This window comes from Geobacter pickeringii, from assembly GCF_000817955.1.
Taxonomy (GTDB): domain Bacteria; phylum Desulfobacterota; class Desulfuromonadia; order Geobacterales; family Geobacteraceae; genus Geobacter; species Geobacter pickeringii.
Genome location: NZ_CP009788.1, coordinates 2,930,555 through 2,954,963, shown reverse-complemented (window position 1 = coordinate 2,954,963; position 24,409 = coordinate 2,930,555). Strand labels below are relative to the sequence as shown.

Below are 24,409 nucleotides of genomic sequence, written 5' to 3'. Positions count from 1 at the left end.
GCTCTTTCCCTCTGGGGGGAGAGCCGGAAACCGTGTGTCCATGCCATGATCAGATCGCCGTTTCACGGGCTATGCCTCGGCATAGCCGTCTTTCTCCTCCTGCTGGCTGCCGGGGCGTCCGCTGCTCCTCTCCCCGGAATTCCCGATGGCTGCAATACCCGTTGCCACAAGAGCAAGGTTCGGGAGCAGTTCGTTCACGGCCCCGTCGGAGCCGATGACTGCATCGCCTGTCACCGCCCCGTCGGTGGCGAACACCCGAGGGACCGCGGCGTGTTCATGCTGGCGGGAGAGCGGGAAAAACTCTGCTATCTCTGTCACGAAGGGAAGGCTGCCAAGCGGGTTGTTCATCCCCCCGTTGCCCAAGGAGATTGTCTCGCCTGCCACGATCCGCATCAATCACCCTATGCCATGCAACTCAAGGCTCTGGGGAGCGACCTCTGCTTTACCTGCCACGACGCGGCGGCATTCAGGCAGAAGCATGGCCACGCTCCCGTGGCGTCCGGCAACTGTCTGGGATGCCACGACCCGCACCAGTCCGACAGTCGCTTCCTCCTCAAGGCTGACGGGGCCGGCCTCTGCTTTCTCTGCCATGACAAAAATTTGGCCATGGGCGTGTCAAAACACAAGCCGGTAGCCGATGGGAAATGCGTCTCATGTCACGCTCCCCACGGCTCCGAATGGCCCAAGCTTCTCAGGAATGCCTTTCCGGCACCATTCTATCTCCCCTATGCACAGGCCAACTTTGCGCTCTGTTTTGACTGCCACGAGAAGAATATCGCCCAGGACCGGAGGACCGACACGCTCACCGGTTTCCGCAACGGAGACGTCAATCTCCATTTCGTTCACATCAACAAGGCAGACAAGGGGCGCTCCTGTAAGACCTGCCACGACCCTCACGCGGCCAGGCAGCAACGGCTGATCAAGGAACACATTCCCGGCTTTGGTACCTGGGAGATTCCGATCAGTTATACGAAAACCGAGACGGGGGGGACCTGTGTGGTGGGGTGTCACAAGCCGAAATCATACGACAGAATTCGAGCGATGAAGAATCCCTGATGGGTAAGGAGGCAGAATGTTCCGGAAAGGGATAGTGATAACCGTGGCGGTTGCAGCCACACTCATTGCCAGCGCTACGGCTGCCTTGGCTGCTGTTTCATTCATCTATCCAGCTCCCAACAGCTGGGTCGAGCGCTCCAACTATCTGATCCTCAAGCTTAACAATCCGGAAATTACGGGGGTCAAAATCAACGTCAACGGCGTGCCCGGAGATCTGCTGGAAGTGTCGTCGACTGAATACCGTAAGGCGTTCCAGGATCTCCTCATCGTGCAGCCGGTCTGGGACCGGGGGCGCAACGAGGTGAGCGTTGAGGCGTACGTCGGCAAGGACCGCGCGGAAACCGCCCAGGCGCTCATCTACTATTCACCCCCCGGAGACCAGGTTGCGCCGCCCCCGGAGTTTACCCGTTATCTCTTCCATCTCCCCGATTCGGAGCTCCGCTGCGTCGGCTGCCACACCATGGAGCCTTCCGCAACGCAGGCGATGAGCACTCGTGAAAAGGAAAACCCCTGCATCGGTTGTCACAAACGGATGTTGAACGTGAAATTCGTCCATGGCCCTGCGGGAACCTATTCCTGCGTCTACTGCCATAAAGAGACGTCGTCGCCCAAGTATGCCGTCGTCAAGCGCGAGGCGGCACTCTGCAACGAGTGCCATGAGGACAAGGCGGCGGAGTTCGCCAAGAAGAAATTTGTTCATGGCCCCATTGCGGGGGGGATGTGCGAGGTCTGCCACGACTCCCATGGAAGTGCCAACTATGGCCAGCTCAAGGCGCCGGTCAACGATCTCTGTCTTTCGTGCCACGAATCGGTCCGAAGAATTCCCCACGTCGTGCGGACCACCACGGGGGAGGGACACCCGGTGAGCGGCCGCAAGGATCCGTCGGCTCCCAAATCGGGGCGCGAGATGTCGTGCATTTCCTGTCATAACCCCCACGCAGGGAATGTTCGCTACTACTTCCAGAACGACTCTGCGGATCGGCTTCAGCTTTGTCAGATGTGCCATAACAAATAAGCCTGAGACGGCGCCTGTCGCCGGTGATGGATCGCACGCCAGTTCACCATCAGGGCGAAACGGGAATCAAGGAGATGATATGAGACGGCTGTCACTGTTCAGTAAATTCGCCATAATGCTTTGTGCAACGACTCTCTTTGCCGGGTGCGCCACCCAGGAAGCCGGCCAGCAGCGTCGTTACTTCTGGCCTCCGCTTCCCGAGCGCCCCCGGATCGAGTGGATCAAGGCTTACAGCAGTCAACTCGATTTCCCCAAGGAAGGGTTCGGTTCCATTCTTACCGCCATTGCCGGAGATGAAGAGCCGCTTCGCTTCTCCAAACCCCTCGATATCAGGTCGAACGGGCAGGGGCAGGTGTATGTGGTGGATGTCGGCTACAACGTGGTTTTCGTCTATGACCTGCTGAAGAAGCAGGTCCGGATCATGGGGGGGGAGGAGAGCGGTCAGTTGAGTAAGCCGGTTTCCCTGGCGATCGACGGCGATGGGAATATCTACGTTTCGGAAGTCGAAAAGGGGCTCGTTCTGGTTTTTGACAAGGATGAAAAACCGCTCCGCGCCATGAAGCTCAGCGATACGGTCCAGAAGATAGGCGGTCTGGCGATCGATCGGGAACAGAAGCGGCTCCTGGTAACGGATGCCCGCGGCCACAAGGTCGACGTCTTCTCCCTCGACGGCAAGCACCTCTTCAGTTTCGGATCTCGGGGAGAGAAACAGGGTGAATTCAACTTCCCCATCGCCGTGACGGTGAATCACAAGGGGGAGATTATCGTCGTTGATGCCATGAATGCCCGGGTGCAGATATTCGATGGGGAAGGGAAGTTTCTGCGCGCCTTTGGCAACCGCGGCGACGGTCCGGCCGATTTCCAGCTGCTCAAGGGGGTGGCGGTCGACTCGGACGACAATATCTATGTCACCGAGGGGAAGGGGCACAAGATGGTAGTGTTCAGCCGCCAGGGCGATTATCTGATCACCATCGGCGGCCTTTACTCCATCCTGCAGACGGGTAAGCAAGCCCCGGGCGGTTTCGTTATCCCGCAGGGGATAGATATCGATGCCTCTGATCGGATCTATGTGGTGGACCAGTTAAATCAGCGTTTTCAGGTGCTTCAGTACCTTTCCGATCGTTATCTGAAAGAGAATCCGATCTCCGGCTTCAATCCTCAATAGAGAGTCACCCTCTTTTGTTATTTCACGTACTGATCTTGTCATTTTTTGGGTCTCTCCACTGTGGGTCGACTCTGGCCAGGGGGTGACGGGGGGGGCCGATGGTGGAGATTTTTCGGGGCTGAACGCACTGAACGTATCGGCTCGGTAGTCAAATTGCTTAGTTATGGGTGTGTGGGGGCGGGGATGCTATTCCCGTCCCTATTTTTTTGCTCTCAGGCGGTAAGTGTGAAGGAGAGGCACGGTGTTTGCTAGTAATCGGGTGCATACGGTTTGAACTTTCATCATACCATGGTCATTTGACCAGAAAACGAAAGGAGAAGCATCATGAAAGCACGTCTTACGCTCGCCGTCGCAGGGGTAACCCTGATGGCGGCAACGGTCGCCTCGGCGGCCAGCATCGTTGGCAGCAAGCATGACATGAGCGCCACAACGACCACTGCCGGAGAGACCACCCAGATCTGCATCTTCTGCCACACCCCGCACAACCCGGTGGCCCAGATCCCCCTCTGGAACCGCACCGGCCAGAATGCCAACACTGTCTTCAAGCTCTACACCTCCTCCTCGACCCTTGACATGTACAACGCTGTGTCGGCCGGCTTTAAGCCGTCGGGCTTCACCACCAACAGCATCTCGCTCTTCTGCATGAGCTGCCACGACGGCAGCCCGCTCGGTGGCGGCGTCCACAACCATCCTTCCGACGCCCAGGGCGCCTTTGCTGCCGACAAGCGCAACTCCCGCGGCGGTGGCAGCGGCACGTACACCGGCGACGTAATCTCGGGTACGGCGGCTGACTTGAGAACCAAGTTCGGCACCGACTTGACCAAGAGCCATCCGGTCAACATCCCTTATAATGCCGCTCTTGATGCCAACAAGGCGTTCTATGCCGCCAGTGGTGCCCTGATCAACGGCGGCGGTACCCTTACCAACGGTCTTCCGCTCTTTAAGGCGACCTTTGGGGCCACGACGCTTCTGTCCGTAGAGTGCTCTTCCTGCCACGCGGTTCATGGCTCAAAGGCGATGAGCGGCTCGACCAACTTCCTCCGGACCACCATGGCTGGCAGCAAGCTCTGTCTTGGCTGTCACAACAAGTAGTTCCTGCGATTGTTGAGTTGCCGAGGGGTGGTGCAGCCACCCCTCTTTTTTTGTGCAGTGGTCAGGGGGCGGTCGTTTCGCGCGCCCGGCCTGTCAAATCGCCGGGAGTGGGGCGGAATTCTGCGGGTGGTGGTGGCCTTCGTTCCGCAAAAACCGCTGCTGAGTCGGTATGGTAGACCTGGGTGTGAAGCCGACGCTCAAGGTATGTTCCTTGCAGTCTTTTTCAGTGACAGACTCGGCGCAGTGGCGGTAAGAACCAAGATTTTTGGGTCCCGATTCGTATGCCAATCAAACGAGACATCATTCTTCTGTGTACACTTGCCACAACGGTGGCCGGGGGGGGCTTTGCGCGTGAGGCCGCCGCCAGGGTGACCGCCGATGCCGAGTTGGGATACGTTGGCTACGAAGCGGAGGCCAACGGGAAGAAGGTTGTCAGTGCCCATTCCTTTCAGCAGCGCTATTCACTCATCTATCAGAACAGTGGGCTTTTCTATGACGGCCGCATCGGTAGCTATGACGTCAACCTCGGCTACGAGTGGGGGTCGTTCAATACGAAAATCAAGAATCCGAGCGATCCGACCGACTCCGGCAGCAACGCCAATCCCTCCATCAGTGCCGGTCATCTGCTGTATCGGGGTGAGGTTGTGCTCGACCCTCTGGAGCTTCCCCTCAAGATAAAGGCGTACAGCTATGACATGAACCGACTTGCGTTCACCAAGGACTCGACCGGGCCGGTCTCGGTGGGGGGGACGCTGGTCGGTCCGGGGTTAACGACCGACCTTCAGGACGGAGTGAGCATCAATACCGGCGTTACGATGCTCTTTGGGGTCAAGAACGGGCTCACCAACGGGTACAACGCCATTTTCCAGCATATCCCCCTGGTGATGCTCGATTATCGCGACGAGCTGCGCAAGGATACGAAGAGCACGTCCCCGATCGATACGCGGCTCCGCCGACTGGCGTTCGTGAGCCTCAACAAGCGGGACAACTGGTTTCACTTTCGCACCACCCGCTTCGACGATCACCTCAACCCCACCCAGTCGTTCACCGAGAGCCAGTTCCAGCTTGGGACCATCGACCATCTGCTCACCCGCCGCTGGATCGATATGACCAACTGGCTGAAAATCTCCACTGACGGCCAGTTCACGAAACATACCACAGCCGATGCGGTAAGAACCTTCGAGTCCTATGACTTCAACCTCTTTGCGGTAGCCGAGAGAAGGTCATGGGATGCGAGAACCTTTACGACGTTTACCCGACGGAAGGACAATGACGGATTGACCCTGGAGCGGACGATTCCCGTTTATGTGAAGGGGGTGCTGAACGGGGACACCGATTGGAAGGGAACCCTCTACGCGCGTGACCAGAAAGTGAGTCGACCTGACGGGAGCGAGTCCCTCATGAACGACCGTAACGGCTCTCTGCGGGTCGACATGTTCAAGCGGGCCCCGTTCACCCTGGGGACGTTTACGAAGGTGGAACATTCCGAGAGCAATGGCGCAAAGATCCTCTCGTTCGAGGGAGGGGTCGAGACCGCGAGCACCCGCCGCTTTTCCCGGGATTACACGCTGTCTGCCAGTTACAATGTCAAGTATTTCGATGCTGCCAACGGACAGGCGGATAACTCGACCTATCTCAACCAGAACGCTGCCGCCAGGCTGACCTACGCCCCTTCGACGACGATGCGGATCGAAGCCGAGGAGAACGTCTCCACCGGTTCCGGCAACAATCCCCGTGTTTATTCAAACCAGTCAATCGTCATCAACGGCGGACTGACAGGCAATACAGGGGTCGGCAGTGCATTTGACCACAATGACGCCAACGTCAACGAGTACCTCCGTTCAGTGACTACACTGGCCGGGTACTGGACGCCGCTTCCGCGACTTAAGGTGTCGACGGCCCTTTCGGAGGATATTCTGACCCAGCCCGGTATGCCGAGCGATTCCGTGACGGCGGTGCGCGGCGATATCGATTACTCGGTGTCCGACGTTACGGTGAGGGTGCGGGGGAACTACCGGTACCGGAGCCAGGGGGGGCAGGTGACCGATTTCTTCGACGGGCAGGGGGTGGTGGAGTACAAGCCCAACAGCCATTTGGAGACCTCCCTCTACTATATCTACAGTTTCGGTCATGATACGCCGACCACGCGAACCGAGGTGGTGGATATCCGGCAACGGGTCAGCTACTCATTCTTTTCGACGAGGGGGTTGGCGAGGAAACTGCTGGAAATCAGTGAAGAGTATGATTATAATCGCACCCAGAACTTCGGGATGACAGTCAGTACACCGACCTCCACCCAACGGCTCACGCTCGGCGCCCGCTATTATCCGCTCAGAAGCCTCTTCGTGGGGGGGAACGCCCGTTTCTCTCTCCTGGAGCCCAACAGCGTAACGGAGCAAGTGTACAACGCCTCGATCGGGGTTACGTTCAGCAAGCTGCAGGCGAGCCTCGACTATTCCTACGGCAAGCGTGACGGCAACGATAACCGGATCGAGAAGCGGATCTCGGCCAATGTGAAGAAGATCTTCTGACCGGGTATCCGCCGCAGTCGGCGGGTGCCCCCTACGATGAAAGCGTGTGCGAAAGCCGGGGAAATCCCGGTTTTTGTTTTGGATCAAATGCCATTGACCCCTACATTTACAGTGGTTATTCCGGTGAAGCCGGGCGGTGAAGTGACGGCAGTCGACCGTTTGCGAGCCATTGACTATCCCGCGGAGTGCTACGAAGTTCTCGTGGCCGAAGGGAGACGTCCGAGTTGTCAGCGCAACCGTGCCGCAGCCCAGGCGCGGGGAGAGTATCTCTATTTTCTCGATGACGATTCCCTCGTCCCTCCGGAATTTCTGCAATTGGCGGCCCGGCATTTCGAGAATCCGTCAGTTGCCGCCGTTGGAGGACCTTCGCTCACCCCTTCCTCTGATACCACCATGCAACGTGCGTTTGGAGCCGCCTTTGCATCCCTGCTCGGAGGGGGAGGCGTGCGCAATCGCTACCGTCAGGCCGGGATGGTGCGGGAGACCGATGACGCGGAGCTCATCCTCTGCAACCTTGGTTTTCGCAGAGATACGTTTCTGGCCGCCGGCGGGCTCGACGAGCGTCTCTACCCCAACGAGGAGAACGAGCTCATGGCGCGACTCAGACGGCAGGGGATGAGACTTGTCCACGACCCCGCCCTGGCGGTCTTTCGGAGTCAACGGCCGCATCTCCGTGCATTCGTGCGACAGCTTTTCACCTATGGCCGGGGGAGGGCCGAGCAGATCCATCTCGGCGGCGGCTGCGGCGTTTCGAACCTCGTGCCGGCACTCTTTCTGCTTTATCTCTGCGTCCTCCCGTTTCTGGGGAGCGGACCCGGCGCGATCCCTCTCGGGGGATATCTGCTGGCGACCCTCCTGTCGTCCTTCATCGAAGGAGGACGATCCGGCGATGGGAGAGTCTCTGCGGTTCTCCTCCTGGTATATCCGGCCCTCCACCTCTCTTACGGTGCGGGGCTTATCTGGGGGCTCCTCTTCCCCCGCTTCAAGGGGAAACGGGGCGGCGACGGGGTGGTAACCGTCCGAATGATAAAAAGTCTGGAGGCCGAGTGGTGACGTCGGGACGTTTTGGGCGAAGGTATCTGCTGGTGGTGATGCTCCTGGCCACGTTCGTGGCCTATGGCAATACGTTCCGGAATAACTGGTCGTACGACGATATCCCGGTTGTGGTGGAGAACATCGATGCCCATAGTTTAGCCGGTTTTCTGGAACACAAGCGTCCGGGGCGTCCCCTGCGGGTGCTGACCTATATCCCGGAGTACAAGCTCTTTGGGGACAAGCCGGCAGGCTACCGGATACAGCAGCTTCTCTGGCACGGCGCCAACGGCTTCCTGCTGGTCCTTCTGCTCCAATCCCTCGGCGTAGAGACGCTTCCCGCCATCCTTGCCGGTCTCTTCTTCCTGGTGCATCCGCTCCAGGTCGAATCGGTGGCGAACATCTCCCACCGCAAAGAGCTCCTGGCGCTCTTCTTCTGCCTCGCCACCCTTTTCCTGCACCGGAGGCTGCTGGCGGCGGAAGGGAGAAAGCGGCTCGTTTTTGCCGCCGCCGGGCTCGGCACCTTCGGCCTCTCCCTGCTCGCCAACCAGACCGCCATCACCTTCCCGGCGGTCCTGGTCCTCTATGAACTCCTCTTCGTCCCGAAGGAACGGCGGTTCCTGATTCGTCGCCCCCTTCTCGCCGGGGTGGGAGCGGCGGCTGCTGCGGGAGGGGCGTTTTACCTCCTCCGGGGGCTCCTGACGGCCGACCAGTTGCTCACCGTCTACTCCAAGAACAACTTCATCGCCTCCAAGAGCTACTATCCGCTCTTCATGGGAGTAATGAAGTCCTTTGGCTTCTACCTCTCCAAGATCCTCGTTCCCACTGGGCTCGCGCCTGAATACGCGGTCCGGTTTTCGGAGGATTTCTTCCAGCCGGCGGCCTGGGGGGGGATGGCGCTCCTCGTGGCGGTTGCGGCTGTCGCGGTGTTTGCCTCGCGGAGGGCCCCCCTCCTCTCCTTCGGCCTGGGGTGGTTTCTCCTCCTCTATCTGCCGATCTCCAACCTCGTTCCGGCCGGTTACATGATCGCCGACCGCTACCTGTACATGCCGTTGGCCGGAGTTGCGATCGCTTTCGCCTGGGGGGTGCAGAAGCTGCGGCTGCGCGTCGTGTATGCGGCGGCGGGAGCGGTTCTCGTGCTGTTCACCGGCCTCACCGTGGTGCAGAATACCTACTGGTACGACGAGCACACCCTCTGGCGGCATGCCGCCGAGGTCGATCCCGGCTCCACCTGGGCCCAGGAGTCGGCTGCCTACAGCTACTACGTGAAGGGTGAGTACGACCAGGCGCGGGAGCATGCCCTGAAGGCGCTGGCAATCAACCGTTTCAATACCAAGGCATATCTCGTGCTGGCCCAGATTGAAGAGGGGCGGGGAGACATCGCCGAGGCGGTGCGCAACTACGAGATGTTTTCCGAGATCGGCGAGGCGGAGTATCCCGCCCTCGTGGCGGGGGTGCGGGACCGCCTTCCCGAGCTCCGGGAGCGTCTGCGGCAGATCGAGCTCTACAAGAAGGGGAATCCGTGAACCTGAGCATCGTCGTACCGATCTACAATGAAGAAGAGAACATCGTTCCGCTCCACGAGCGGGTGACCGAAGCCCTGGCGGAAACCAGCCTCGCCTACGAGCTGATCCTCGTGGACGACGGCTCCAGCGACGGCTCCTTCCCTCTGCTGCGGGAGATTGCCGGTCGCGACCCGCGGGTGAAGGTGATCCGCTTCCGCCGCAACTTCGGTCAGACCGCCGCCATGGCGGCCGGTTTCGATGCCGCCCGGGGGAGGGTGGTCGTCCCGATGGACGGCGACCTCCAGAATGATCCGGCAGACATCCCGATGCTTCTGGCGAAGATCGACGAGGGGTACGACGTGGTCTCCGGCTGGCGCAAGGATCGCCAGGACACCTTCATCAACCGGCGGCTTCCGTCGATCCTGGCCAACGGCCTCATCTCCCGGCTGACCGGGGTTCATCTCCACGACTACGGCTGCACTCTCAAGGCCTATCGCCGCGAGGTGTTGGAAGGGGTGAACCTCTACGGCGAACTGCACCGCTTCGTGCCGGCGCTCGCCTCCCAAGTGGGGGCTCGGGTGGCGGAGCTGCCGGTCCGGCACCACCCGCGGCTCCACGGCACGAGCAAGTATGGCATCTCCCGCACCACCCGCGTGGTGCTCGACCTGATGACGGTCAAGTTTCTCCTCAGCTATTCCACCAAGCCGATCCAACTCTTCGGCAAGTGGGGAATCTACACGATGCTGGCCGGGATGCTGGCCGGCGGGCTCACCCTCTACATGAAGCTTTTCGAGGGGATGAGCATGAACCGCAACCCCCTCCTCATCCTCACCGCTTTCCTCCTCTTCGGCGGAGTCCAGTTCATCGCCCTGGGGCTGCTGGGCGAGCTCAACGCCCGCACCTACTACGAAGCCCAGGCGAAGCCGATCTACGCGGTGCGCGAGCGGATCAACCTTGGCTGAACGGCGACTGAAAATCCTCATGCTGGCGCCAACCCCGTTCTTTGCCGACCGGGGGTGCCACGTCCGGATCTATGAGGAGGCCCGGGCCCTCATCGCCCGGGGGCACGACGTGCGGATCGTCACCTATCACCTGGGGCGCGACATGCCGGGAATCCCGGTCCGACGCACGATCCGGGTTCCCTGGTACTCCAGGCTCGCCGCCGGCCCCTCCTGGCACAAGCCGTATCTCGACATCTTCCTCTTCTTCACCGCCCTGCGGGCAGCGCGCGCCTTCTCCCCCCATCTGATCCACGCCCACCTCCATGAAGGGGCGTTCATCGGCGCGTTCCTCAAGAAGATTCTCCGCGTGCCGCTCATGTTCGACTGCCAGGGGAGTCTCACCGGCGAGCTGGCCGATCACGGCTTTGCCCGGGAGGGGTCGCTTCTCTTCCGCTTTTTCGCCGTTCTCGAACGATGGATCAACCGGACCGCCGATGCCATCATCACCAGCTCCGGCGCGGGACGCACCGACCTCGTGGGGCGCTGGGGGGTGCCGGGAGAGAAGGTTGCCGCCCTCATCGACGGGGTCGACACAGCGGTCTTTCGCCCCTATCCCCGCGACGACGTGCGCCGCAGGCTCGGCATCTCTCCCTCGATCCCCCTCGTGGTCTTCCTCGGGGTGCTGAACCGGTACCAGGGGATCGATGTCCTCCTCTCCGCCGCCGTCATCCTCAAGTCGCAGGGAGCCGCGCTCCGTTTCCTCGTCATGGGATTTCCCGATGAGTCGTACCGCGAGAAAGCCCGGGCGCTCGGCGTGGGCGACATGGTCACCTTCACGGGGCGGATCGACTACGCCGCCGCTCCCGCCTACCTTTCAGCGGGCGATATCGCGGTCTCGCCCAAGATCTCCCTCACCGAGGCCAACGGCAAGCTCTTCAACTACATGGCCTGCGGGCTGCCGACGGTCGCCTTCGATACCCCCATCAACCGGGAGATTCTCGGCGATACCGGCGTCTACGCCCGGTTTGCCGATGCGGCGGACCTGGCGGAGCGGCTTGCCGATCTGGCCGCCGACCCGCCACGGCGCGCCTCCCTCGCCAGCCGCGTCCGGGAAAAGGCGGAGCGCGAGCATTCGTGGCGAGGCCGGGGGGAGCTGCTCGAACAGTTCTATCGACGGACGCTGAGGGGTAAGGCCCCGTAAAGACGAACTTTCCCTTGCGATTTCGCCGAAAGTTGTTTACTGTTCATTATATGAACGATGCCCACGACAAAGGAGCCGACTCCTACCGCTCGTTTCTCCTGCTGAATGAGATCGCCGGTGAGGAATCCCTCTCCCAGCGGGATCTGGCCCGCCGCCTCGGTATTGCCCTGGGGCTCGTCAACTCGTACCTCAAAAACCTGGTGGCCAAGGGGTACGTGCGGGTCAAGGAGTTTCCCGCCAACCGCTACGCCTATCTGCTGACCCCCCAGGGGATCGCCGAAAAGAGCCGCCTCGCTTACCAGCACCTGAGTTCGTTCACGACGTTGTACCGGGTCGCCCGGCAGGATTTTCTCCTCCTCTTCCGCCGGCTGAAGGAAGAGGGGGTGGAGCGGGTTGCCTTCTGCGGGGTGGACGAGGTGGCCGAGATCGCCTTCCTCTCGCTCCGTGAAACCGGGATCGAACTTGCCCTGGTCATGGATGCAGAGGGTGAGGGGGGGGAGTTTTTCGGCAAGCCGGTGCTGTCCATTCCCCACGGGCTCCTGGCGGGAAACCACCGTATCATCATCACGTCGTTCAAGCGGCACGGGCCGCTGCGCGACGAACTCGTCCGACGGGGAGCTCCCCCCGAAACTATCCACTGCGCCGTCAGTGCCGATATTGCTACGATGACTTTATCAACGGAGGGATTGTAATGAAAAAAGCGCTCATCACCGGAATCACCGGCCAGGACGGCTCGTACCTGGCGGAACTGCTCCTCGCCAAGGGGTACGAGGTCCACGGCATGATCCGCCGCTCCTCGTCGTTCAATACCGACCGGATCGACCACCTCTACCGCGATCCCCACGAGGCGGGGGTGCGGCTCTTCCTTCACTACGGCGACCTGAACGATGCCAGCTCCATCAACAAACTGCTGCGCGACATTCGTCCCGACGAGATCTACAACCTGGGGGCCCAGAGCCACGTGCGGGTCTCCTTCGACGTCCCCGAGTACACCGGCGAGGTGGACGCCATGGGGGCGGTCCGGATTCTGGAGGGGATCAGGGAGGCGGGGATCTCGCCGAAGTTCTACCAGGCCTCTTCCTCCGAGCTCTACGGCAAGGTGGTGGAGACCCCCCAGAAAGAGACCACCCCCTTCTATCCCCGCTCCCCTTACGCCTGCGCCAAGGCCTATGCCTTCTACATCACCCTCAACTACCGGGAGAGCTACGGGATGTTTGCCTGCAACGGGATCCTCTTCAACCACGAGTCCCCCCGCCGCGGCGAGACCTTCGTGACGAGAAAGATCACCCGCGCCGCCGGCCGGATCAAGGCGGGGCTCCAGGAGCGGCTCTATCTCGGCAACCTGGACGCCAAGCGCGACTGGGGGTTTGCCGGCGACTACGTGGAGGCGATGTGGCTCATGCTCCAGCAGGACCAGCCGGACGATTACGTGGTCGCCACCGGTGAGACCTACTCGGTGCGCCTCTTTGCCGAGAAGGTCTTCGCGCGGCTCGGCATGCCGCTGGAGTGGCGGGGGAGCGGCGTAAACGAACAGGGGGTCGACGCCAACACCGGTAAGGTCCTTATCGAGATCGACCCCCGCTACTTCCGTCCCGCCGAGGTGGACCTCCTCCTGGGCGATCCCTCCAAGGCCAAGGCGCGGCTCGGGTGGCAGCCGAAGACCGATTTCGAGAGACTCGTGGCGATGATGACCGACGCCGATCTGGCGCTGGCCGAGCGGGAGAAGCGGGCCAATGGATAAGAACGCGCGCATTTACGTCGCCGGCCACCGGGGACTCGTCGGGTCGGCCATCGTCAGGAAACTGGCGGCCGAGGGGTACGGCAACCTCCTCCGGCGCACCAGTGACGAGCTCGACCTGCGCGATCAGGCCGCCGTCGCCTCCTTTTTCGAGCAGGAGCGGCCGGAGTACGTCTTCCTGGCGGCGGCCAAGGTGGGGGGGATCGTCGCCAACAATTCCTATCCGGCCGACTTCATCTACGACAACCTGATGATCGAGGCGAACGTCATTCACAGCGCCTGGCGCACGGGGGTGACGAAACTCCTCTTCCTCGGGAGCACCTGCATCTACCCGAAGCTCGCCCCCCAGCCGATCCGGGAGGAGTATCTCCTCACCGGTCCCCTGGAGCCGACCAACGAACCCTATGCGGTGGCCAAGATCGCCGGGCTCACCCTCTGCCGGTCATACAACCGCCAGTACGGGACCCGCTTCATCTCCGCCATGCCGACCAATCTCTACGGGCCGGGCGACAATTTCGATCTCCAGAACTCCCACGTCCTGCCTGCCCTCATCCGCAAGTTCCACGAGGCGAAGCTCGCGGCCGCACCGACCGTCACCGTCTGGGGGACCGGAAGCCCGTACCGCGAGTTCGTCCACGTCGATGACGTGGCCGATGCCTCCCTCTTCCTGATGCGCCACCACGAGGGGAACGACATCGTCAACATAGGGAGCGGCGAGGAGATTGCCATCCGCGACCTGGCGCTCCTGGTGAAGAGGGTGGTCGGCTTCGGGGGCGAACTCGCCTTCGATACGTCCAAACCCGACGGCACCCCGCGCAAGCTCTCCGACGTTTCGCGGCTCCACGCTCTTGGCTGGCAGCACCGGATCGGGCTGGAAGAGGGGATTGCCGGGGTCTATGAATGGTACAAGGAGCGTCTATGAAGGTAGTGATCCTTGCAGGGGGGCTCGGAACCCGGCTCAGCGAAGAGACCGTGGTGCGGCCGAAGCCGATGGTGGAGATCGGCGGAAAGCCGATCCTCTGGCATATCATGAAGATCTATTCCCACTACGGATACAATGATTTTGTCGTCTGCCTCGGGTTCAAGGGGTACATGATCAAGGAGTACTTCTCCAATTACTTCCTCCATATGAGCGATGTGACCTTCGACATGAAAAACAACGCCATGGAGGTGCACCAGCAGTACGCCGAGCCGTGGAAGGTGACGCTGGTGGACACGGGTGCCGACTCCATGACCGGTGGTCGGGTCAAGCGGGTCGCTCCCTACATCGGGAACGAGACGTTCATGCTTACCTATGGCGACGGGGTGGCCAATGTCGACGTTGCCGCCCTCGTTGAATCCCACACGCGTCACGGCAGGCAGGCAACGGTCACGTCGGTGCAGCCCATGGGAAGATTCGGTGCCCTCGATCTTTCCGGAGATAACACGGTTCGCGGTTTTCAGGAGAAACCCAAGGGAGACGGCAGCTGGATCAATGGCGGATTCTTCGTCCTCGAGCCGGGGGTGCTGGGAAGAATCGAGGGCGATTCCACCGTATTCGAGAAAGAACCTCTTGAAGGGCTGGCCCGTGACGGGGAGCTGGTTGCCTACAAGCATGACGGCTTCTGGCAGCCGATGGATACCCTGAGGGACAAGAATTATCTGGAGGAACTCTGGAGTACGGGCAATGCCCCCTGGAAACTCTGGTGACGGAATCCTCGGGTTGGCGGGAGGCGGGATGGTAAACGCAGATTTCTGGAGAGGTAAACGGGTCTTTCTCACCGGTCACACCGGCTTCAAGGGGTCATGGCTCTCCATCTGGCTCCACGCGATGGAGGCGGAGGTGACGGGGTATGCCCTGGAGTCGCCGACCGACCCGAGCCTCTTTGGCCTGGCCCGGGTCGCGGAACTGGGCCACTCGGTCATCGCCGACGTGCGGGACATCGATCGGCTCAGGGCGGAGATGGCGACGGCCGCTCCCGAGATCGTCATCCACATGGCGGCCCAGCCCCTGGTGCGGGATTCGTACAAGATTCCGGTGGAGACCTATACCGTCAACGTCATGGGGACGGTGAACCTGCTGGAGGCGGTACGCGGCTGTCCGTCGGTGCGGGCCGTTGTCAATGTCACTACCGACAAGGTGTACGAAAATCGGGAATGGGTCTGGGGGTACCGGGAGAACGAGCCGTTCGGCGGCTACGACCCCTATTCCAACAGCAAGGCCTGCTCCGAACTGGTGACTGCCGCCTACCGCAGTTCCTACTTCAACCCGCGGGACCATGGGAAGCACGGAGTCGCGCTTGCCACCGCCCGGGCCGGCAACGTCATCGGCGGTGGCGACTGGGCCACCGATCGGCTGATTCCCGATGTGCTTCGTGCCGTTTTAGCCGGAGAGGCGGTACGGATCCGCAACCCCCGCGCAGTCCGCCCGTGGCAGCACGTGCTGGAACCCCTGTCCGGCTATCTGCTCCTGGCCCGGCGGTTGTACGAGGACGGTGCACGGTATGCGGAAGGATGGAACTTCGGTCCGGCCGAGAGCGACGCCCGTCCCGTGGAGTGGATCGTTAAACGGCTCTGCGACCGGTGGGAGGGGGGTGCCCGCTACGAGATCGACCGGGGCGAGCATCCCCACGAGGCCCACTACCTGAAGCTCGATTGCTCCAAGGCCAGGTCGGAACTGGGATGGCAGCCGCGGTGGGGACTGGAGAGAGCGCTCGACAGCATCGTTGACTGGACCCGGCAGTATCGGGACAAGGGCGACATGAGAAATGCCTGTTTGCGGCAGATAGATGACTATTCAAGATGCGAGGTACACCAGTGAAATGCAGATTCTGCGGCAAGGAAGATATTTTCAAATTTCTCGAACTCGGCACCATGGCCCTGGCGAACAGCTTTCTCAATGAACGGCAGTTGCAGCTTGGAAAAGAGCCGACGCACCCGCTTGACGTCTTCTTCTGCGAGCAGTGCGGTCTGGTCCAGATTGGTCATGTGGTGTCGCCGGACGAGCTGTTCACGGACTACATCTATTTTTCCGCAACCTCCGATCTCGTCCATCGGCACGCCTCCTCCCTGGCCGAGAGTTTCCAGCGGCGTTTCAGCCTGAATAAAGATTCGCGGGTGGTCGAGATCGCCAGCAACGACGGGACCGTCCTTCAGTACTTCAAGAAAACCGGCGTGCAGACCCTCGGCGTCGAGCCGGCCGCCAATATCGCCAAGGTGGCGATCGAGTCGGGCATCGAGACCGTTAACGAATTTTTCAACGAAGCGACGGCACAGGCCGTCAGGGAGAGGTATGGGGCGGCCGATGTCATCCTGGGGCGCCACGTGTTTGCCCATGTCCCGGAGATCCATGGCTTTGTCAAGGGGCTGAAGACCCTGCTGGCGGAAAAAGGGGCGGTCGCCATCGAGGCACCGTACCTCATCGATTTTGTGGAAAATAACGAATTCGACACCGTGTATCATGAGCACTACTCCTACCTGTCGGTACGGGCGATGTCCTATCTCTTCAATCTCTACGGCATGGAGCTGTTCGACGTGGAGCGGGTCGCGATCCATGGCGGTTCCATCATCTATTTCATCGGTCATCGGGGTGCCCATCCCGTCAGCGCGAACGTGGCCGAACTGGTTGCCGCGGAACAGGCCAAGGGGCTCGGCAGCAAGGAAACCTACCGGGAATTTGCCCTGCGTACCGCCGCGATCAAGCATGACCTCATGAAACTCCTGACAGAGCTGAAGGAGTCGGGCAAACGCATCGCCGCCTACGGCGCGCCGGCCAAGGGGAACACCCTCCTCAATTACTGCGGCATTACCACCGATCTGGTGGAATATACGGTGGACAAAAGCCCGTACAAACAGAACCTCTACACCCCCGGCACCCATCTGCCGGTCCTGCACCCGGACAGGCTGGTTCAGGATATGCCGGACTACGTGCTGCTTCTGGCCTGGAACTTTGCCGATGAAATTCTCCAGCAACAGCAGGTGTATCGCGACCGCGGGGGGAAATTCATCCTCCCGATTCCGGCCGTGAGGATCATCGAGTGACCTTCACCGAGACCGCCCTCAAGGGGGCCTGGATCATCGATCTCCAGCGGATCGATGACGAGCGGGGTTTCTTCGCACGGAGCTTCTGCCAGGACGAGTTCACCGCGCGTGGTTTGAAAACGGCGGTGGCCCAGTGCAATGTCTCGTTCAACCTGAAAAGGGGAACGTTACGCGGCATGCACTTCCAACTGTCGCCAAAAGCGGAGGCCAAGCTGGTGCGCTGCACCCGGGGGGCGATCTACGATGTCATCATCGATCTGCGCCCCGAATCCGCCACCTACTGTCAATGGAGAGCGGTGGAGCTGACGGCGGACAACCGCCGGGCGCTCTACATCCCCGAAGGATTTGCCCACGGGTTCCAGACCCTGGCGGACGACAGCGAGCTCTTCTACCAGATGTTCGAGTTCTTTGCCCCCGAATGCGCCGCCGGCGTGCGCTGGGATGATCCAGCCTTCGGCATCGACTGGCCCTTGCCCGACCCGATCATGTCGGAAAAGGACCGAGGGTATGCGCCGTTCCTGAAGAATGGGCGCGGAGTATGGTCATGAAAGTGCTGCTCATCGGCAGGACCGGCCAGCTGGGGGGCGATCTCATCCGGAACAATCCGGGGCATGACATCGTTGCCCCTTCGCGTGACGAGCTGGATATCGGCAATCGCGGGGAGATCGACGCGGCCATTGACGGTTGCAGGCCTGATGTCGTGATCAACACGGCGGCGTTTCACAACGTCCCCCTCTGCGAAACCGACCCGGAGAGCGCGTTCCGGATCAACTGCACCGCGGTGCGGGACCTGGCGGTCGCCTGTCGCAAGGTTGATGCGCGTTTCGTCAATTTCAGCACCGATTACGTGTTCGGCGGTGACCAACGTACTCCCTACGCGGAAGATGACCGGCCCCAGCCACTGCAGATGTACGGGATTTCCCGGGTCGCCGGCGAGTATGCGGCACAGGCTTCGGCGCCGGAACACGCGGTGATCATCAGAACGTGCGGGTTATACGGCCGGTCGGGGGCGCAGTCCAAGGGAGGGAACTTTGTCGACAAGCGGTTGCGGGATGCCAGAAACTGCACATCCCTGGAAATGGGGTGCGACCAGGTGGTTTCTCCCACGTCGACCGAAGACCTGAGTCGGGCGGTATGGCAATTGATCGAGAATCGGCGTTTGTCGGGAGGCATTTACCACCTGGTGAACGAAGGGGAGTGCAACTGGTATGAGTTCACCCGGGCGATCTACGAGATCGCCGGGCTCCCGGTGGAGGTACTCCCGGTGGACCGGGGAGGAATGAGCGGAGAGATGCGGCGACCGCTCTATTCGGTGCTGGGTAACAAAAAGGCGCGGGCGATGGGGGTCGTGATGCCTCACTGGCGGGATGCGCTGGAGAGGGGCCTCACTGGTCCGCGTGGGTAAGGATTTAATGGCCGGGGAGACGAAAGAGCTGACGGTTGTTCACCTGGTACGAGCGTGTAACGGGATTGAGCCACTTCAACGGTTTCTCGATTCCTACCGTAACCATCCGGCAGGCATTGAGCATAATCTCGTATTTGTGCTCAAGGGATTCGACCGAGGGCAACCGGACAAGGGGATTAAAGATCTTCTGTCTGAATACTGTCATCAAAAACTTGAAGTTGGAGATGAAGGATTTGACATAGGGGCTTATTTCCAGGCCGCTCAGGCAATCAAGACGCCGTATTGCTGCTTTCTCAATTCATTCAGCGGGATTCGAGGTGATAATTGGCTTAGGCACCTTTTTATGCATGTTACGGCGCAAGGTGTTGGAATGGCTGGGGCAAGTGGTTCGTATGAAAGTCACTATTCCGATTTCAGGGCACTTCTGTCACTGAGAGCTGTAATATCACGACGAATAGTTAAAGTACTCAGAGAATTCTGGAACTATAAAACCTGGTTTTCTCCTTTTCCAAACCCACATCTGAGAACTAATGGATTTGTGATTTCCCGTGACATTTTCCTTAAGACAGAATGCAGAATAATATCCAAGATGGATGCCCATCGTTATGAAAGCGGCAAGTATGGGCTGAGCAGCCAAATTCGCGCACAGGGGCTCAAACTAGTATTAGTAGGGCTTGATGGCAGGAGCTTTACTGAAGATAAGTGGCCGTTAAGTGACACTTTCAGACTTGGTAACCAAGACAATCTTCTGATCAGTGATAATCAGACCAATCAGTTTCAGAATGCCAGCGATGATGAAAGGCAGGTGTTGTCAAGGTATTCATGGGGTAATCTAGTAGCTCAAGGGAGAAATTAACGTGGAGTTTTTATGCCCGTACTGCCGGACAAAATCATCAAAGTATTTTTCAGTTACAGACTTGAATCAGCAGCTTTCGCCACATTCCTTTGACTATTATCGTTGTCCATCATGTCGCTTGATTTTTCTCTCACCAATACCGGATGACTTGTCGCAGTATTACACTGCCGCATATCCTGCCTACCAAATGCCTACCAAAGAAGAGTTAAAGGATAAAGCAGAGCAGGAAAAATACAAACTAGAAATTTTGAGACGGTATGCACAAGGCGGAAGATTGCTTGAGGTTGGTCCGGCATACGGTGGTTTTGCCTACTTGGCGAAGCAAGCCGGATTTGACGTTGAAACAATCGAAATGGATCGCCGCTGCTGTGAGTTTTTGGAGAATGTGGTTGGTGTCAAAACGCTGAATTGTACAGATATATCTGAAGCCCTACTCAAGGTTGAGTCGTATGATGTAATAGCTCTGTGGCACGTTGTCGAACATTTGTCTGATCCGTGGGAGGTTCTGGAGGCTCTGGCGAGGAAACTTCGCCCTGGAGGAGTGTTGATAATTGCCAATCCAAGTCCCGATGCGCTTCAGTTCAAGTTGTTTGGTCGATTCTGGGTTCACGTCGATGCGCCTCGGCATCTGGAACTAATCCCCGCGTCGGTGCTCGCCATACACATGGAGAGAGTTGGACTGAAAACGGTAAAGATTACTACCAGCGATAAGGCAAGTCGAATTTTCAGTTCACTGGGCTGGTGGAATGTTTCATTGAATCACGTCCGAACGGATGTATCTCGTGTGAAACCGATACGAGCAAAACTCCTGGGACATTTGATGTCATTTATCATTCGGATATTTCTGATTCCGCTTGAGCGGATTGAAGGATTGGGATGTTCCTATACCGCCGTCTTCGAGAAACCACGAGAGTCCGCGAGGCCGTAGTCGGCAACTCAACCTTGGTTAAACCCGGGCAGGATGGACAACAGAGAATCGAATGCGATTGAATACGAAGATAACATTTCGGGCGTTTGCGGAGATTGCCGGTCTCGTCATCGGTGCCCTGAGTATGATTTACGTGAGTCGGACACTGGGGCCAGAATATATCGGGTTCAGTTCCACATCCACGGCGGCGTTGCTCCTCGTGTCCAGGTTTGCAGATGGAGGATTGACCGCGTTGGCTTCTCAGCGACTTGCTCGGGATGACGAAGATTTGAACTCATTGTTGGCTTCAACATTGCCGCAACGCCTTGTCATGTCTGCGCTTTTTATCGCTTGCGTCATTGCGCTGATAGTAGTGCTGCCGATTGATGCGCGGCTGCGATATTTTATTAGAATTTCGGTGTTCATGATTTTTTTTGAAGCATGTACGCCGGGATGGGCTTTCCCTGCACTAGGGAGAATCAATACCATGTCGGTGATGCGTATCAGCCAAAGTATCATTTCCGCAGGATTGATATTTACGTTGATACGTTCGGCAGGAGATTGGCGATACCTTCCATATCTCACCGTGATTAACTCTGCACTGAACTCATGTATGGCAATTTGTTGCATATGGTATTTCAGGCTGTGTTCGATAAGTCAGATGTTTAGTCATAAAATAAGAGTGGTTAAAATATTTGATTTGTATAAAGAAAGTTTTCATTTTTTTAAGGCAGAATTGTCGACGTATATTTATACATCATCAGATAGATTGATACTCTACTACTTCGGAACACCGTACGCTGTTGGACTCTATGAAGCAGCTTACAAGATAATAAATCCGTTTTACTCAATAAATAGTGTGGTTACACCTTCCATGTTCAGAGATTTAGCTCAAAGTTTCAAATATTCAACTATTTATGGTGTTATGACAAAATATGTATTTGCCATGTCGGTGTTCACTATCCCGTTGGGATTTTTTATGCTCTATTTTTCCCAATTTACCGTCAATCTGATGTACGGAGCAAAGTTCGCTGAAAGCGCACCTCTTCTCATGATTCTGGGATTTGTCATCACTTTTGGCTTCACTAATGGCACAATTGTGATTCCTTTTACTGCCTGGAACATGCAGAGGGAATTCGGCAACTCGGTCTTCTGGGGGAACCTTTTGAACACAATCCTTAATTTTGCCCTGATTCCCTTCATCGGTGCCTTCGGAGCTGCCATAGCAACTCTGGCGGCAAAGATTGCTATAACAGTAGTAGGTTATTGTTACTTTAGCAAGGTGACAGACTATCCAATAATTAAGGAGTTTTTGTATTTTTTTGTTGCCTCGATAATCCCATTAATAGTTGTCTATGCTCTCTCTTTGGCAGTTTATAATAATTTTGTACTAGCTGCTGTATATGGATTTTTGTATTTAGCCATTATTTATTTTATGTATAAATATCATTTTAAATATAATCAACGCAAAGTGATGGTGTAAGTAATTTGTAGTGACTTGAGTAGTATGTAAATATTGTTGATATGGTTGATAGCGTCGGATGCAAAGTTAGCGGAGTATGCGTGGGTGCTATTTCTAGCAAATCAAAAGTTGGAATATTGATTCCAACTTACAATAGAAAAGAGTATTTGAATTTAGCATTGAAAAGTGCGCTTGGACAACTGTGCAATAATATAGAAATTATTGTTATAGATAACGGATCTGTTGATGGTACTGTAGAATATATGGCTACTATAGCTGATCACCGGGTCAATTATGTAGTCAATAGCGAAAATATCGGATTGATTGGGAGTATAAATAAGGGGGTTGCTCTTTTTTCTGAATCGGTGGACTGGTGTACAATCTTGCCCGACGATGATTTGCTGGATTGCAAATTTGTTGGTTCAATGCTTGAGTTTGTTGGGAAAAATTTAGTCAAAAGCGTTGTTCATTGTAATAGATTGCTGATAGATGGTGGAGGAAATATCACAAGAGGGACAATGCTGTCTCCGACAGTCGAGTCACCGATTGACTACATCTATAATAGATCGGTTTTCAAAAGAGAAACATTTTTGACGGGGGTGTTTTTCTCCAGAAAAGCCTTCTTCGAGATTGGAGGGTATCCACAGTTTGCCACTGGCATGGCTACTGATGATGCTTTCATTTTTGCCCTGGCCTTGAACGATAAGCTGTTCTGTTGTGGGGATGCTGTTGCCTATGTGAGAATGCATGGGGGGGCCGAGAGCCATAAAGCTCATGATGGAATTAAACATATCAGAGCATTGCAGGATTATAAAAAGTATATCAATGAGGTAGCAGAGCAGAGTGGTAGGTTCGATTCTCGTGCTCTTAAGCTGATATCGAATATCACGGAACGATTCGTAAAAATTCATGACAGTGGATTCTGGCTCGGAAATGTTCTTTCCCTTTTGGAGGCCGGTCGTGACTGCAATGACGGCGAACTGAAGGGGCTTTACTCGCTGGCAGGTGACAATAGGTATCGATTTGACATGCGCGTCTCCTTTGACCTGCTTTGTATAAAACATTTCGGGTACTGCCCGGAACGCAACCGGTTGTACCGGTTACTACAGAACGGTTGGGCAAAGATCCGTAACCGGCTTAAACGGTAACCTGATGCAAGGCTGTCGACCCAAAGGTTGAGACTTCATCCGTCCGGCAAGAAAAGGAATCTTTACTATGTTCAATGTGCTGTTCGACATCTCCTTGCTCGGTTCTGCCCATTATTATCGAAGGGCTCGTACCGGCATTGCCAGAACTGTCGAGAATCTGCTGGAGACCCTTGACCGCCGTGAAGAGTGCTCACTGGCTTTCTGCGCCTACAACAGCATTGAGCAGTTTATCCAGACATCCGTCTATCTTTCCCAGTGTCCGAAGTTCAAAGATAAGCAATTGTGCCACTCGGGGAGCCCCACGTTGAACCAACTGATGCGCATTGCTGAAACGATCTATCCCGCTTCGGTATCGGTTGCCTCAGAAAAATTCCGCAGGCGGGTTGTTTCATTTTTTCTCAAACGGCTCACGCCACTGTATAATTCTCTCGATGCGGACGTGCTCAAGGGGACAAATATATTCCATGCCAGTTTTTATCCACTTCCTGAATACGTCCGCACTCCTTCCTTGCAGCGGTTCATAACCATCTACGACATGATTCCGGTACTGTTTCCCGAGTACTTTGAGCCCCATATTGTCAAGACCTTTTCGAATACGATCAAGAGCATTCGTCCTGATGACTGGGTCATAGCCATTTCCCAGTCGACGAAGAATGATTTCTGCAGCTGGACAGGTTTCGATCCAGCGCGTGTGTTCGTGACTCCGTTGGCGGCATCGGGAGAGTTTTTCAGGTGTAGTGATCCGGGGAGAAACAGCGCGGTGCGCCACAAATACGGGATTCCGGAGGGACACTACGCCCTCAGCCTCTGTACGTTGGAGCCGCGCAAGAATATCGATCAAACGATTCGCTGCTTCGTACGGACCGTCAGAGAACAGCGGATTCCCGATCTCAGCCTGGTGCTGGTAGGGACAAAGGGGTGGTATTTCGACAGGATCTTCGATGAGATTGCGAATTCCGCCGAGATCAGGGACCGGATCGTTGTAACTGGCTATGTGCCGGATGAAGACCTTGCCTCACTGTATAGCGAGGCCATGATGTTCGTCTATCCCTCGCTCTATGAGGGGTTCGGCCTCCCCCCCCTGGAAGCGATGCAGTGCGGTGTCCCGGTCATTACTTCAAACAGCTCGTCGCTGCCGGAAGTCGTCGGCAGTGCTGGAATCATGGTGTCTCCAACCGATAGTGACGCGCTGTGCCAGGCATTCCTGGACATCTACCGCAATGCTGAGCTCCGGGACGACCTCTCCCGAAGGTCTCTCGAGCAGGCGAAAAAGTTCAGCTGGGAGCAGTGTGCGATTGATACGGTGACCGCCTACAAGGCCGCACTGGGGTGATA

General features: G+C 57.5%; 22 protein-coding genes. All 22 read left to right on the top strand.

All coding sequences use genetic code 11. The features are described from left to right. Window positions 1-45: 45 nt before the first annotated feature. The 22 genes from GPICK_RS13335 (at window position 46) to GPICK_RS13230 (ending at window position 24,407) form a co-directional block, all read left to right on the top strand. A complete protein-coding gene (locus tag GPICK_RS13335) occupies window positions 46-1,056 on the top strand; it encodes a cytochrome c3 family protein (RefSeq protein ID WP_039743997.1) in 1,011 nt (336 codons plus the stop codon). Window positions 1,057-1,072: 16 nt separating this feature from the next. After that, window positions 1,073-2,071, top strand: a complete 999-nt coding sequence (locus tag GPICK_RS13330) for a cytochrome c3 family protein (RefSeq protein WP_039743995.1) — start codon at window positions 1,073-1,075, stop codon at window positions 2,069-2,071. A gap of 79 nt (window positions 2,072-2,150) precedes the next feature. Beyond that, on the top strand, window positions 2,151-3,236 hold the full coding sequence (locus tag GPICK_RS13325) for a 6-bladed beta-propeller (RefSeq protein ID WP_039743993.1): 1,086 nt from the start codon (window positions 2,151-2,153) through the stop codon (window positions 3,234-3,236). 324 nt (window positions 3,237-3,560) lie between these two features. Continuing rightward, a complete protein-coding gene (locus GPICK_RS13320) occupies window positions 3,561-4,328 on the top strand; it encodes a cytochrome c3 family protein (protein WP_039743991.1) in 768 nt (255 codons plus the stop codon). Window positions 4,329-4,609: 281 nt separating this feature from the next. After that, window positions 4,610-6,859: a hypothetical protein gene (locus GPICK_RS13315; protein WP_039743990.1), complete on the top strand. Its 2,250-nt coding sequence runs from the start codon at window positions 4,610-4,612 to the stop codon at window positions 6,857-6,859. Between the two features lie 36 nt (window positions 6,860-6,895). After that, entirely contained in the window at window positions 6,896-7,912 is a 1,017-nt protein-coding gene (locus tag GPICK_RS13310) for a glycosyltransferase family 2 protein (RefSeq protein WP_407920190.1), read from the top strand. Next, complete coding sequence (locus GPICK_RS13305; RefSeq protein WP_039745777.1) at window positions 7,909-9,417, top strand: tetratricopeptide repeat protein; 1,509 nt, start codon at window positions 7,909-7,911, stop codon at window positions 9,415-9,417. Before GPICK_RS13310 ends, GPICK_RS13305 begins: the two co-directional genes overlap by 4 nt. Further along, on the top strand, window positions 9,414-10,358 hold the full coding sequence (locus GPICK_RS13300) for a glycosyltransferase family 2 protein (RefSeq protein WP_039743985.1): 945 nt from the start codon (window positions 9,414-9,416) through the stop codon (window positions 10,356-10,358). The genes GPICK_RS13305 and GPICK_RS13300 overlap by 4 nt, the downstream gene beginning before the upstream one ends. Next, a complete protein-coding gene (locus GPICK_RS13295; protein WP_236685567.1) occupies window positions 10,351-11,538 on the top strand; it encodes a glycosyltransferase family 4 protein in 1,188 nt (395 codons plus the stop codon). Before GPICK_RS13300 ends, GPICK_RS13295 begins: the two co-directional genes overlap by 8 nt. A 50-nt stretch (window positions 11,539-11,588) precedes the next feature. Then, window positions 11,589-12,230 carry a winged helix-turn-helix transcriptional regulator gene (locus GPICK_RS13290; RefSeq protein ID WP_039743982.1) on the top strand — a complete coding sequence of 214 codons (642 nt, stop codon included), beginning with the start codon at window positions 11,589-11,591 and terminating at the stop codon, window positions 12,228-12,230. Beyond that, on the top strand, window positions 12,230-13,279 hold the full coding sequence (gene gmd / locus GPICK_RS13285; protein WP_039743981.1) for a GDP-mannose 4,6-dehydratase: 1,050 nt from the start codon (window positions 12,230-12,232) through the stop codon (window positions 13,277-13,279). The genes GPICK_RS13290 and gmd overlap by 1 nt, the downstream gene beginning before the upstream one ends. Then, window positions 13,272-14,198 (top strand): GDP-L-fucose synthase, encoded by a 927-nt coding sequence (fcl, locus tag GPICK_RS13280; RefSeq protein ID WP_039743979.1) that lies wholly within the window; start codon window positions 13,272-13,274, stop codon window positions 14,196-14,198. Before gmd ends, fcl begins: the two co-directional genes overlap by 8 nt. Continuing rightward, window positions 14,195-14,965: a glucose-1-phosphate cytidylyltransferase gene (rfbF, locus tag GPICK_RS13275; RefSeq protein WP_039743977.1), complete on the top strand. Its 771-nt coding sequence runs from the start codon at window positions 14,195-14,197 to the stop codon at window positions 14,963-14,965. Before fcl ends, rfbF begins: the two co-directional genes overlap by 4 nt. A 28-nt stretch (window positions 14,966-14,993) precedes the next feature. Beyond that, on the top strand, window positions 14,994-16,076 hold the full coding sequence (gene rfbG / locus GPICK_RS13270; protein WP_039743975.1) for a CDP-glucose 4,6-dehydratase: 1,083 nt from the start codon (window positions 14,994-14,996) through the stop codon (window positions 16,074-16,076). Beyond that, window positions 16,073-17,296, top strand: coding sequence for a class I SAM-dependent methyltransferase (locus GPICK_RS13265; RefSeq protein WP_158414181.1), 1,224 nt, complete (start codon window positions 16,073-16,075; stop codon window positions 17,294-17,296). Before rfbG ends, GPICK_RS13265 begins: the two co-directional genes overlap by 4 nt. Next, window positions 17,293-17,844, top strand: a complete 552-nt coding sequence (gene rfbC, locus GPICK_RS13260; protein ID WP_039743972.1) for a dTDP-4-dehydrorhamnose 3,5-epimerase — start codon at window positions 17,293-17,295, stop codon at window positions 17,842-17,844. Before GPICK_RS13265 ends, rfbC begins: the two co-directional genes overlap by 4 nt. Further along, window positions 17,841-18,701, top strand: coding sequence for a dTDP-4-dehydrorhamnose reductase (gene rfbD, locus GPICK_RS13255; protein WP_039743970.1), 861 nt, complete (start codon window positions 17,841-17,843; stop codon window positions 18,699-18,701). Before rfbC ends, rfbD begins: the two co-directional genes overlap by 4 nt. Beyond that, window positions 18,694-19,557, top strand: a complete 864-nt coding sequence (locus GPICK_RS17410; protein ID WP_144400100.1) for a hypothetical protein — start codon at window positions 18,694-18,696, stop codon at window positions 19,555-19,557. Before rfbD ends, GPICK_RS17410 begins: the two co-directional genes overlap by 8 nt. A gap of 1 nt (window position 19,558) precedes the next feature. Then, window positions 19,559-20,485, top strand: a complete 927-nt coding sequence (locus GPICK_RS17115; RefSeq protein WP_144400099.1) for a class I SAM-dependent methyltransferase — start codon at window positions 19,559-19,561, stop codon at window positions 20,483-20,485. 58 nt (window positions 20,486-20,543) lie between these two features. Further along, a complete protein-coding gene (locus GPICK_RS13240; protein WP_236685566.1) occupies window positions 20,544-21,947 on the top strand; it encodes an oligosaccharide flippase family protein in 1,404 nt (467 codons plus the stop codon). An 80-nt stretch (window positions 21,948-22,027) separates the two neighbouring features. After that, a complete protein-coding gene (locus GPICK_RS17110; protein ID WP_158414180.1) occupies window positions 22,028-23,074 on the top strand; it encodes a glycosyltransferase family 2 protein in 1,047 nt (348 codons plus the stop codon). A gap of 67 nt (window positions 23,075-23,141) precedes the next feature. Beyond that, entirely contained in the window at window positions 23,142-24,407 is a 1,266-nt protein-coding gene (locus tag GPICK_RS13230; protein ID WP_039743964.1) for a glycosyltransferase family 4 protein, read from the top strand. Window positions 24,408-24,409 lie beyond the last annotated feature (2 nt).